A 12,711-nucleotide genomic window follows, 5' to 3' on the forward strand; every position below is an offset into this window, starting at 1 on the left:
AAATAAATATATATATTTGTAGATTTCTTTCTTAGTAAAGCTATCATTAACATTATAGAGTTAAACAGCCCTAAAATCAAGAGTAAAGAGATATTTTCTCTAGCTTCTTTACCAACTAATAACGTATCAAATAAATCCTCGTTAACGTTTATTATATCAACAACACTTATAATCGTTAAATTGAAGATGTTACTCCCAACAATATTACCAAGTGCTGCTTCATAATTTTTAAGTTTCATCAATGTAATTACGGCAGTAAATTCTGGTAAACTAGTTGCGATTCCTAAGAAGATTGCACCAGCAAAACTACTTCCAAGTCCAAGTTCATTCCCTAAGTTGTTTGCTACTAATGTAACAAAGAAACTTGAGGCAATAACTACAGTCGCCCATAATCCAAAATAAATACCGATTTTCTTGAATGAATAACTACTCTCTTCTTCACTTTGTTCAGTTTCATCTTGCCCCATTGCTCTTATACTTAAGAAGTATACAATAACAATTAATAAAGAGATGATGTTGAACGTTAAGAAGAATCCAACTGTAAACGTACTGTAATCTCCACTACTGAATTTACTAATAAACAGTGGGATCATAAATATCAAATACATTAAGATTACGAGTGCATTAGTTTTTCGTTGTGTTTTCACTTTGTTGAAGAACATTTCTTTCACAAATATAATATCAGCAACTGCTAAAATTGATATATTGAATATATTACTCCCAAACACATTACCAAACGCTAATCCAGGATCATTTACTTGACTACTCATCGTTGCAGTAATACTTGTAATGAATTCTGGCATAGATGTAATTGTTGCCAATAACACACCACCAATTAGTGCTCCACTGATGTTTGTTTTCTTATCCAATTCATCTACGAAGAAACTAAGTTTACTTGTTGCATATATAACTACGAATGCCAATAAAAAATATTGGGCAAACATTAAAAATAAATCCATGTTATCCACTCCTTTAAGCGTATACTATTATATTACAAAACTCTGTAAAAAGATAGTGTTAATTTAATGATAAACCATAGTATTTTTTAGGCGATGTCAAATATGTCCTTGCTCCTTTTTTTATTATTTGATATGATATAAAAGAAGCATCAAGAGATGCATAAGGAGGGTTTTATGAATAATTCAGTTTCATACGCAATAAAACAAACAAAAGAGGAGTATTCAAATAATAAGGGTAATGCATTTGTAGCAGCAATTGTTCCTGGTTTAATTGGGGCAGTTGTCAATATGATAGTATCAGCCATTATAGGTGGAGGTTACGTCTCACTAATCATTCAAATGTTCATATCTGCAGCAGCAACATACATGTCAGTTAAGATGTTGATGGATCTAGTAAGAACAAAAACAATTGATTTTGGTACATCATTATCATCCGGTAAAAATCTATTATCTTTTATTGGAGTATTATCAGTATTCGGAGTATTTCAAATAATTCTAAACCAAGTACTTACAGGAATTTTTGTAGATGATGCACTATATACTACTTTAGTTTCTGCTTTGGAAAATCAAACAATAACTAATGAAATGGCAATTGAATTCTTTATGCAGTTCGTTCCAGTTATGGTTATTTCATTTGTTGTAATTTCAGCCATTCAAATTAAATTCTATTTAACTCAGTATTACGTTGTTGATGGTGTGGATTTTATTGCAGCATTCCAAAGATCATTCTCAAAAACTAAAGGACACGTAGTACAAATTATTTTGTTCTTCTTATACTTTATTGCACTAGGTGCAGCAATTATAATTATACCATTCATTATCGCATCGTTCGCAGGGTTACTAGGTATATTAATCATGCTTGGAGTTCTTGTATACTTTATTGGATTCTTCATTCCATACATGATGGTTGGACAAGTTGTTCTATATGAAATTATAGATGGTAGATATAATCAAGATAGTCATTTACAAGTGGAAGATCCTTTCGAGGGAAACTCAACTGAAAGTAAAACAGACTGGGATTTCTAGTATTTAAAATTAAAGTACTCAATTGAGTACTTTTTTTAGTATTTTATCAAAGAAATTATGATATAATTTTCATAACAAAAGAAAAGGGGTATTTTTTTATGGACAATTATCAAACGGTCATTTCAAATGCGAATGACCAATTTAAATTCAATTATGTAAAGGCATTAATTATTTCTGGAATCACAGTAGTTTCTGTTATATTAAACATTATACTTATAGATTTATTCGATGGGGATACAAGTATTGCATTTGGAATAGCTTCGTTTCTTGTATCGACTGTAACTTCGTATCTTATTATTCACTTTGCCATTAAAATAGTGCAGGATGATATAATGTCTATTGGGGATGTTTTTCAACCTTTAACAAAAGTTTTGAATTTCGCAATTTATTCTCTAGCTATTCTAGTAATTAATTATGTATTCGTAGAAAAAGTTGGTAGTATTTCAATTGATTTGTTATTTATCATCTTTGAACCGTTTGGTGGATTTTTAATGAATGCTAGTTCAACATTCGGACTAATTGTAAGAATGATAATCGTATTAGATTTTATGCTAATTCCGATTTTCCTTGTTACTGTACTTGTGTTTCACAAGTTCATTATGATTCCATTTTATATCCTTGAGGGAGAAAACATTATAGATGCATTTGTTAACTCTTGGAATAGAACCACAGGTTATCTCACATCAATAATAAAGATACTTGGAAATGTATTTATTAAGTTTATGATATTCTTTAATGTTTTTCTACTTATCTCATTAATCTTCTACTTGAATAGTACAAGTTTAGACTTCCCAGCATTCTTTGAATATCTACTGTATGGTGTTATGTTGTTATTCTTTATACCTTATTATTACGTTGTAATTGCAACATTGTTTGACGATTTAGCATAATAAAAAAGCACTCATTTGAGTGCTTTTATTCTGTCTGTTTTAGTAATGCTACTTGTTTCTCATCAATTTCTTGAAGTACTCTATTCACAGTTTTATGTTTTAAAAATCCGATTGTCGGGATCATCATAATAAGCAAACAGCCTAGACCAAGTAATGATACACTTGTATATTCGATAATAACTCCACCTAGTAACATACTAAACGGAACTGCAAGTTGAGCAAGTGCTCCTACTGTTGAAAAGACTCTACCTCTCATTTCTGGTTCTATTCTATTTGTTAGTCCTACATTTATTGGAAGATTTACGAATGATAAGTTCACCCCAACTATTAGTATACTTACCACATATAGGATGTAGAAATTCCAGTACCCTATAAAACCAAATTCTACTAAGTAGAACAGTAGCACATTAATACCAAACAACACAAAGAGTAGAAATACTCCTTTTTTTATTGTTGATTTATAACTTTTTATTTTCATTCCACCAACAACGAGACTACCTATCATTGCGGCGACGCTAAATACAGCTCCTGTGGCTGCATACTCCATTGTGTTTGCACGTTCCAATACTAGTTTAAATAGGACCGGAGTCGCTACACTAAATAAAGGTGTTACTGCAAAGTTAATAACTAGGAAAAATCCAACTAATGATAGTACTCCAACTTTTTTTGCATATATTAGTGATTCTTTATAATCGTGAAGTAATGAGCTTCTTTCTTCTTTTGGAAGTACTACAAACTCTTTTTTATATGGAGTTCTAATAAACATCTCACTTAACCCAGATAGCATAAAACTAATACCATTGAATAATATAATCCATTCAACTCCAGCTGAATCAACAAAAGCTGCTCCTAGGAAACCACCTATCAATTGTGGAAAGGCAAATAAGAATCCTTGTAATCCTTGTGCTGCTTGAAGGTTTTCTTCTCCTACTATATCCGGAACACTACTTGCTGCAGCTGGGAAAAAGAATGCTGCATTAATACTCGATATGATCGTAACAATGTATAAAAGTAAAATAATTGTGTTTTGATCTTCTAATCCTGAAAAGAAAATGTAAGCCAACACTAAAAATGCTATCCCTCTTATAAAGTCAGTCATGTATATTACCCTAACTCTATTCCATCTATCAACCAGTGGTCCAGCAATTGGACTCATCAATACTCTTACAAAAATACTCACAGCCATGAAAATACTCATCAGTATTGCACTTTCTGTCAATAATAGGATATAAATACTCATACCTATAGCAAATACCATATTACCTATTTCTGATACTGCTGATCCTGTAAATAATAATATGAAGTTCTTGTTCTTTAATACTCTTCTCATGTTACACCTCAATTTATGTCATAAAATCATTATATAGTAAATAAAAATGATATGCAAGAACTTTATTGTGTAATACACAGTTATAAAAAATATGTCATAAAAAAAAGACTCAAATGAGCCTTTTTAATTACTTAACGTTATAGAAAGATTTGATTCCGTTGTATTTTGCAGTTTCGTCAAGTTCATCTTCAATTCTTAATAATTGATTGTATTTAGCAATACGATCTGTTCTTGATAAACTACCTGTTTTGATTTGTCCTGCGTTTGTAGCAACTGAGATGTCAGCAATTGTTGAATCTTCAGTTTCACCTGAACGGTGAGATACTACTGCAGTGTATCCAGCTTTTTGTGCCATTTGAATAGCTTCAAAAGTTTCAGTTAAAGTACCGATTTGGTTAACTTTAATTAAGATACTGTTTGCGATACCTTCTTCGATACCTCTAGATAATTTTTCAGTGTTTGTAACGAATAAATCATCACCAACTAATTGAATTTTCTTACCTAATTTGTCTGTTAGGATTTTCCATCCGTCCCAGTCATTTTCATCTAATCCATCTTCAATAGAGATAATTGGGTATTTGTCTACTAATTCTACATAGAAATCAGATAATTCAGTTGAAGTTAATTCTTTTCCACCTTCACCATCTAAAACATATACACCTTTTTCTTTATTGTAGAATTCACTTGATGCAACATCCATTGCTAACATGATATCTTTACCAGCTTCATATCCAGCATTTTTGATTGCTTCTAAGATTACTACGATTGCTTCTTCATTTGATCCTAAGTTTGGAGCGAATCCACCCTCATCACCAACTGCTGTGTTGTATCCTTTACCTTTTAAAACTGCTTTTAAAGCATGGAATACTTCAGCACCGTAACGTAATGCTTCTTTGAATGTAGGAGCTCCTACAGGCATAATCATAAACTCTTGGAAGTCTACATTATTATCTGCATGTGATCCACCATTGATAATGTTCATCATTGGAGTAGGTAATTCTTTTGCATTGAATCCACCTAAGTATAAGTAAAGAGGTAATCCTACGAAATCTGACGCTGCTCTAGCAACAGCCATACTAACACCTAAAATTGCGTTAGCCCCTAATTTACCTTTGTTTTTTGTACCGTCTAAGTCGATCATTACTTTATCAACTAAAACTTGTTGTGTAACGTCTAAACCTAATACTTCTGGTGCGATAATTTCGTTAACGTTCTTAACAGCAGTTTCTACACCTTTACCTAAGTATCTAGATTTGTCTCCATCTCTTAATTCAACTGCTTCATGTTCACCAGTTGATGCACCTGAAGGTACTAAAGCTCTACCAAAGGCACCTGAATCTGTATAAACCTCAACTTCAATAGTTGGATTCCCGCGTGAGTCTAATACTTCTCTTGCGTATACATCTGTAATATATGGCATTTTTAAAACACTCCTTTTAATATATATTATTTATCATACATAGATATTATAATGCAAATTAGTTTATAAAACAAATAATACTCAATAAATGAAAACACTTTCAAGCATTAGTTTTACAAATATAAAAAAAGACCTAAGATTTAGGTCTTTTTGTCTATTTCTTAATTAATGATTTACCTGTCATTTCAACTGGTTGTTCTACTCCTAAGAATTCAAGCATCGTTGGAGCAATATCTGCTAAGATACCACCTTCACGAATTTCAATGTCTTTCTTAGTAATGATTAATGGTACTAAGCTAGTTGTATGAGCAGTGAATGTTCCACCGTTCTCATCTAACATTTTTTCAGCATTACCATGATCGGCTGTAATAATAGCAACTCCATCTTTATCTAAAATAGAATCAACTACCTTACCAACACATTCATCAACTGTTTCAACTGCTTTTACTGCGGCTGGTATATTTCCTGTGTGTCCAACCATATCACAGTTTGCAAAGTTTAAAATAATTGTATCGTGAACGTTTTTCTCGATTTCTTGTAATACTGTATCAGTAACTTCGTACGCACTCATCTCAGGTTGTAAATCAAACGTAGCGATTTTTGGACTGTTTACTAATGCTCTTTCAGATCCTTTAATCTCTTTGTCTTCTCCACCATCAAAGAAGAATGTAACGTGTGCATATTTTTGAGTTTCAGCAATACGTAACTGATTCATACCAGCTTTACTGATTACTTCTCCATACATGTTATCTAGTTTTTGAAGCGCAAATGCAACTTTTCCTGTAACGTTTGGACTATAGTGCATAGTCGATACAAACGTTAAATCTTTTGGTCCATTTGAACTTTCGATTTCCGTTAGACTTGGGTTTGTTAATGCAGTACTTATTTGTATAGCACGGTCTGGTCTAAAGTTTGCGAATATCACTGAATCATTATCAGTAACAATTCCTTCTTCAACAACATTGAATGGAATAACAAACTCATCCATTACAGTGTCATCATGACTATCTTCAACACCTTGTTGAGCAGAAACTGCTTTTGAACCTTTTGCCTCAACTAGAACATCATATGATAATTGAATACGATCCCACATATTATCTCTATCCATTGCATAAAAACGACCATGAACAGATGCGATTTTACCATAGTTTAAATCGCTCATATATGACTCTAATTCTTTAATGTAGTTTGGAGCACTATCTGGTGCTACATCTCTACCGTCTAAAAATGCATGTACATATGTTTCTTTGACACCTTCAATTTTAGCCATTTTTAACATCGCTTTTATATGAGATATGTGACTGTGTACTCCACCATCACTTAGCAATCCCATAATATGAAGTTTACTATTATTCTTTTTCGTGTTTTCCATTGCTTCAAGATATGCTTCATTCTCAAAGAAATCACCATCTTGAACATATTTGTTAATTCTAGTTAATGACTGGTATACAATACGTCCAGCCCCTAGATTTAAATGTCCTACTTCACTGTTTCCCATTTGTCCTTCAGGAAGACCAACGCTTAATCCGCTCGCTCGTAAATCTGAAGTTGGGTATTCTTTCATTAATAAATCAATATTAGGTGTGTTTGCTTCTTTTATAGCATTTCCGACATTACTATCGCTAAGGCCATAACCATCCATCACTATTAATATTACTGGTTTCTTCATAAAATCACCTCTACCACAAAGTATTATACACCCTACTTTTGAAAAAAACTAGGAAAATACTATGTCCGGTAGCGTTTTCATCTTTACGTACATCCCTATCTTTTATATCCTATATATTATATAATAATACCTAAAGAGAGGTTGATACTATGAAACATTTAATGCTAGAGAAATTACTTCTTGTGCTAGAACAAAACAAAGGAAAAGAAGTTTTTAATTATACAGTCCCTGATTTATGGAACTGTTTTGATTATGATAAAACGAAGTTTATTAAAACACCAAACAATGAACTAATTGTCAATCCTTTTGACTTCTATTCTTCTGTAATAAAAGATTACATTTTACCGAACATACAAAAAGACATTACTTATAACCAATCAATTAGTATTGGTTCAAATAGAAAAATACCAAAAACGAAATATACAGGTGGAGACTGGATCAAGGAAAGTGTTGTATATAGCACGATGATTCGTACAAGTTCTGCGTGGGATCATGATCGTTCTGGGACACTTGATACAGAAAATATTTATAGAATGCCAGAAACTGGTTCATTTGTAAAAATGCTATCACTACTACCACTTCTAAAAAAGATGGGTGTAGATGTTGTATATATGTTACCCATATCAAAATTTAGTTTGAAAGATAAAAAGGGAGACTTAGGTAGTCCATATGGTGTGTCTAATTTTAACGAGTTAGATCCAAACCTAAAAGATCCACTTACAAAAGATAGTATGACACTTGATGAAGAGTTCAGTGCATTTGTCGAAGCATGTCACATTCTTGGTATGAGAGTAATGATTGATATTATTCCTAGAACAAACGCTGTTGAAAATGAATTAATTAAAGATAATCCTGATTGGTTCTACTGGATCAAAGCTGATGAATATGATTTATACAAATCACCAAAGATCAGTGGAATTGATGATACAGCTACACCATCTGTTGAATTAATGGAAAAAGTATATAAAGACCCTGAAACATACAGACATATAAATATGTTTCAAATCAATCCAAAAGAGCAAAATGAAACCTTATGGAATACAATCAAAGATAGTAAAACACTGTCTGCCGATATCGATAAGCACTTTAATTTAAGAATCGCTCCAGCGTTTAGTGATCATATCAATGATCCACAACCACCTTGGACGGATATCACATTCTTCAGAATGTATAAAGATTTCCCAAAAGAAACAGTTCAATTCTTAGATACAACTGATCGAGCACCCTACATTTTATTTGATACAATCAAATCCAATATGTATCATGGTTTAGAACCAAACATAAAACTTTGGGAAAGACTTGCTGATATCATACCAAGTTATCAAAGACGCTTTGGTATTGATGGAGCAAGAATCGATATGGGTCATGCATTACCAAAAGAATTATTAGATATGATTATTAGTAAAGCAAGAGATAACGATTCAGACTTCAGTTTTATTGCTGAAGAGTTAACACCATCCAATGCACAAAAAGCAAAAGAATTTGGTTACAACATGATAATCGGAAATGGGTTCATTATGGAACCTCGCATATGGGAAGGTGCATTGTACCAATATATGTATGAAACAATTGAACTACCTATCCCAGCCTTTGCATGTGGAGAAACTCACGATACACCAAGGTTGGCAGCTAGAGATGGTGGAGAAACATTATCAAAACTTCTAACTACATTAAATATGTTTGTTCCTAATGGAGTACCATTCATCAATAGCGGACAAGAAGTGTTCGAAAAACAACCAATGAATACAGGACTAGACTGTAGAGAAAATGAAGCGTTTATGTTAGATGAAAGTGATCCATTCTATGGAAAACTTGCATTATTCGATAAATACCAGTTTCATTATACAAACAGCCGCAGATGGGAATTACCAGATGTCCTTGAGTTCATCAAACCGATTAGAAAAAAATACTTAAAACAAATCACAAGCAAAGATTCATTTGTCCCTCTATATAGTGAAGATCATCCAAAAACATTTATTGGACTTGCATATTTCAAGAAAGCAAAATCAAACAAAAATAACTGTCTACTTATTCTTGCAAATGCGAATCCATATAGCGAACAATATGTTAAACCTGATATAAAAGAACTAAGAAAAATGTCTAACAACAAAGAAATGTCAGGTAAGTTATTATTTAGTTCTCATGAAGATCCAAGACCGTTTTCTCAATTTATCGATTACGATAGACTAGATATACATTTAGGTGCTGGAGAAATCAAAATAGTTGAATTATAAAAAGGTAGAACTTTCTACCTTTTTTGTTTATAATACATTAACGAGGTGTTTAACATGATACTAATACTAAATGGAAGTCCTAATAAGAATAGTAAGACAATGAATGTAACAAATAGATTACTAGAAAATAATGATAGTGAAATCGCATTAATTAATGCATATAAAGTAGATGTTGAATCCTGCCAAGATTGTAAATATTGCGATCATGCAATTGGATGTAGTAAAAACGATGATATGAATGATGTTTATACAAAACTATACAAAGCAGATACACTTATTATTTCATCACCAATATATTTTGGTGCTCTAAGTGATAAACTAATGACAATTATTAATAGATTTCAAAGATTTTATTCTCAAAAATTCACATTGAAACAAGGTTCCATTCCAACGTTTAAAAACTTAATTTTAGTTTCTACTCAAGGCAGTGACAAAGCAAGAATGTTTAATGGGGCAAAAGAAACTTTAAATATATTAGATAAATTATTCGAACCTGAATTTATAAGTGAAATACTAATTCCAAGTAGTGATCAATCACCTTTACTCACATCAAATGATATTGAAAAGATAAATGAAATTAAAAAGAAGATGAAATAATCATCTTCTTTTTTTTATTTTTTCACTAATTGTAAGTCTTCAAATGCAACGCCTAACCTAGAAATTAATACATGAACCAAATAGACTTGTACCGGTAGTTTAATTAAATATGTTACTAGTCTTGGTAACAACGGTCCAGGAATCCATCCTTCTAGAAATACAAGTTGGCTATTCCCAAAGAATTGCACTAACCCTATCGTGTTCAATGTAAACACTACAGAAGATGTAATCAATACAGTAATAATTAATCGTGTCATTGTATATTTTTTTCGATAAAGCATTATTGCCGGTATTAATGCCCACATGATCGCAGATATAGTGAATATATTAAATCCATATAACCACCCTCTACTTATCACATATACAAAGTCAGTAGCTAACCCTCCTATAATCGCGAATATCGGGCCAAAAAACACTCCTAAAACCATTAATGGAATATCATAGAATGTCAATCTCCATATTCCTGTTTCTAAGCTTAAATAAGCTTTTAAAATAATCGCAATAGCTACTAATAACGAAATCCTTGCGATGCTTTTGACTGTGAAATTATCATCAGTCATTCCTAAAAATTTTTGTACTTTTTCCATGTTGTTTTTTCTCATAATAAAAAACCTCCTAAAAATAATATTTTAGAGGTCCACATTAAAATACTTGCGTAGTTTACAGCGGACGCACAACCTCACCGCCACAAATGTGTTCGTCTATACCCGACATCCCATGGTATATCACTTTACGCGAGGTTATTACTCTGATATCACAATTGTATCTTGTTTATATCTTTTATACAAGGAAACTTTACGATTTAATCGTAAAGTTTATTTCTTTTAAATCACGCTCTTGTAAGAACTGATTTGTACGGCTAAATACTTTACTTCCAAAGAAACTATGTCTTGCCGATAATGGTGATGGATGACTACTAGTAATTACTAGATGCTTACTATTAGTTATCATCCCTTTTTTAGTAATGGCATTGTTTCCCCATAAAATAAATACTTTGGGAGAATCATCATCATTTAACACTTCAATCACTCTATCAGTGAATACTTCCCACCCTCTTTTTTTATGACTTAGAGGTTTGTGAGCTTCCACAGTCAAGATGGTGTTTAATAAAAGCACTCCTTCTTTTGCCCAAGAGGTTAGATCACCACTTGTACTTGGTAGTATTCCTAAATCATTTAACAACTCAGTATATATATTTCTAAGTGATGGTGGAATCTTAATACCATCCTGTACAGAAAATGATAAGCCATGTGCTTGATTCATATCGTGATAAGGATCTTGGCCTAATATAACTACTTTTACGTCTTTTAATTTCGTTAATGCAAAGGCATTAAACATATCTTTTTTCAATGGAAAAATGACTTTTGTTTGATATTCGTTCTCAACAAAAGTCATTAAGTTTTTATAGTACTCTTTTTGCTCTTCTTCTTTGAAGAACTTGTCCCAGCTCATTACCACAGAAGACCCAAATCTAATTCATTAAGCGTCATAAATAAAACAATCCATGATCCTATCATGAATACACCAAATAGAAAGTAGAAAAATATTGTGTCTTCAAATCTAATATCTTCTGGATGGTATGTATCTTTGTACCCGATCTTTGCTAAAAAATACTTAGGAAATGCGAATAGAATACTAAAAAACAATGAACATATAAAGGATATAATTAGAACTGCGTTCATAAGTATCCCTCCTATCTATTTCTATTATATCACTAGATTATAAAAAAAGCACTTCATAAGAAGTGCTTTTAAATGACATATTTGTCTTACTTGTTTCTTAGTTCAGATTGTGCAGCAGCTACGATAGCTACAGGTATTCTGAATGGTGAACAAGATACATAGTTTAATCCAGTTCTATGGAAGAAGTCGATTGAAGTTGGTTCTCCACCGTGTTCTCCACAAACACCAACGATAATATCTTTGTTTGCAGCTTTTGCGTCTTTAGTTGACATTTCAACTAATTTCCCAACACCAGTTTGATCTACTGCAGCAAATGGATCGTTTGGTAAGATACCTTTTTCTGCATATTCTTTTAAGAATTTACCAGCATCATCACGACTAAATCCAAATGTCATTTGAGTTAAGTCATTTGTACCGTAAGAAATAAACTGTGCTTCTGCTCCAACTTGACTACCGATTAATGCAGCTCTTGGAGTTTCTACCATTGTACCGATTTTATAATCTAAATCGATTCCAGCTTCAGCGATTAACGCGTCAGCAGTTTCTTTAATGAATCCTTTTAAGTATACTAGTTCTTCAACAGTAGCGATTAATGGAATCATTATTTCAGGTTTTACAACTTTACCAGATTTAGCAACGTTGATAGCAGCCATGATGATTGCTTTTGCTTGCATTACACTGATTTCAGGGTAAGTAACAGCTAAACGACAACCACGGTGTCCTAACATTGGGTTAAACTCGTGTAAAGTTTCTAATGCTCTTAATAAATCAGCTTCTGTTACACCTAAGTCTTTAGCAACTTCAGCAGCATCTTCAGCTTGAGGTAAGAATTCATGAAGTGGAGGATCCAATAAACGGATACAAACAGTTTTTCCATCCATAACTTCAAATAATTCAGTAAAGT

General features: G+C 32.2%; 12 protein-coding genes. 4 read left to right on the forward strand and 8 right to left on the reverse strand.

Annotated features, from left to right (window positions below; all coding sequences use genetic code 11):
- Nucleotides 1–959, reverse strand: a 959-nt coding sequence (locus AC2LE6_RS06675; RefSeq protein WP_484478487.1) for a sodium:calcium antiporter, incomplete at its 3' end; no start/stop codon positions are given.
- Nucleotides 960–1,133: 174 nt separating this feature from the next.
- On the opposite strand from AC2LE6_RS06675, the gene AC2LE6_RS06680 reads away from it, so the two are divergent.
- On the forward strand, nt 1,134–1,985 hold the full coding sequence (locus AC2LE6_RS06680; protein WP_484478488.1) for a hypothetical protein: 852 nt from the start codon (nt 1,134–1,136) through the stop codon (nt 1,983–1,985).
- A gap of 98 nt (nt 1,986–2,083) precedes the next feature.
- Complete coding sequence (locus tag AC2LE6_RS06685; RefSeq protein WP_484478489.1) at nt 2,084–2,875, forward strand: hypothetical protein; 792 nt, start codon at nt 2,084–2,086, stop codon at nt 2,873–2,875.
- 25 nt (nt 2,876–2,900) lie between these two features.
- Here AC2LE6_RS06685 and AC2LE6_RS06690 read toward each other — a convergent pair whose 3' ends face one another.
- The 3 genes from AC2LE6_RS06690 to gpmI all read right to left on the reverse strand — a co-directional run bounded on the left by AC2LE6_RS06690 (nt 2,901) and on the right by gpmI (nt 7,294).
- Nucleotides 2,901–4,205 carry an MFS transporter gene (locus AC2LE6_RS06690; protein ID WP_484478490.1) on the reverse strand — a complete coding sequence of 435 codons (1,305 nt, stop codon included), beginning with the start codon at nt 4,203–4,205 and terminating at the stop codon, nt 2,901–2,903.
- Nucleotides 4,206–4,332: 127 nt separating this feature from the next.
- Nucleotides 4,333–5,625 carry a phosphopyruvate hydratase gene (gene eno / locus AC2LE6_RS06695; protein WP_484478491.1) on the reverse strand — a complete coding sequence of 431 codons (1,293 nt, stop codon included), beginning with the start codon at nt 5,623–5,625 and terminating at the stop codon, nt 4,333–4,335.
- Between the two features lie 154 nt (nt 5,626–5,779).
- Nucleotides 5,780–7,294 carry a 2,3-bisphosphoglycerate-independent phosphoglycerate mutase gene (gpmI, locus tag AC2LE6_RS06700; protein WP_484478492.1) on the reverse strand — a complete coding sequence of 505 codons (1,515 nt, stop codon included), beginning with the start codon at nt 7,292–7,294 and terminating at the stop codon, nt 5,780–5,782.
- A gap of 149 nt (nt 7,295–7,443) precedes the next feature.
- On the opposite strand from gpmI, the gene AC2LE6_RS06705 reads away from it, so the two are divergent.
- Both AC2LE6_RS06705 and AC2LE6_RS06710 read left to right on the forward strand, forming a co-directional pair.
- Nucleotides 7,444–9,528, forward strand: coding sequence for an alpha-amylase (locus AC2LE6_RS06705; RefSeq protein WP_484478493.1), 2,085 nt, complete (start codon nt 7,444–7,446; stop codon nt 9,526–9,528).
- Nucleotides 9,529–9,582: 54 nt separating this feature from the next.
- A complete protein-coding gene (locus AC2LE6_RS06710; RefSeq protein ID WP_484478494.1) occupies nt 9,583–10,125 on the forward strand; it encodes a flavodoxin family protein in 543 nt (180 codons plus the stop codon).
- Between the two features lie 14 nt (nt 10,126–10,139).
- Here AC2LE6_RS06710 and AC2LE6_RS06715 read toward each other — a convergent pair whose 3' ends face one another.
- From AC2LE6_RS06715 to AC2LE6_RS06730, 4 genes are all read right to left on the reverse strand, one after another.
- Complete coding sequence (locus tag AC2LE6_RS06715) at nt 10,140–10,727, reverse strand: folate family ECF transporter S component (protein ID WP_484478495.1); 588 nt, start codon at nt 10,725–10,727, stop codon at nt 10,140–10,142.
- Nucleotides 10,728–10,920: 193 nt separating this feature from the next.
- The gene (locus AC2LE6_RS06720; protein ID WP_484478496.1) at nt 10,921–11,577 is read right to left on the reverse strand and encodes a uracil-DNA glycosylase; all 657 of its coding nucleotides are present in this window, start codon (nt 11,575–11,577) and stop codon (nt 10,921–10,923) included.
- Nucleotides 11,577–11,807, reverse strand: a complete 231-nt coding sequence (locus AC2LE6_RS06725; RefSeq protein ID WP_484478497.1) for a hypothetical protein — start codon at nt 11,805–11,807, stop codon at nt 11,577–11,579. Before AC2LE6_RS06725 ends, AC2LE6_RS06720 begins: the two co-directional genes overlap by 1 nt.
- A gap of 86 nt (nt 11,808–11,893) precedes the next feature.
- Nucleotides 11,894–12,711 (reverse strand): putative PEP-binding protein (locus AC2LE6_RS06730; RefSeq protein WP_484478498.1); only part of this gene is annotated, 818 nt, incomplete at its 5' end.

It is taken from the genome of Candidatus Izemoplasma sp., from assembly GCF_982632705.1.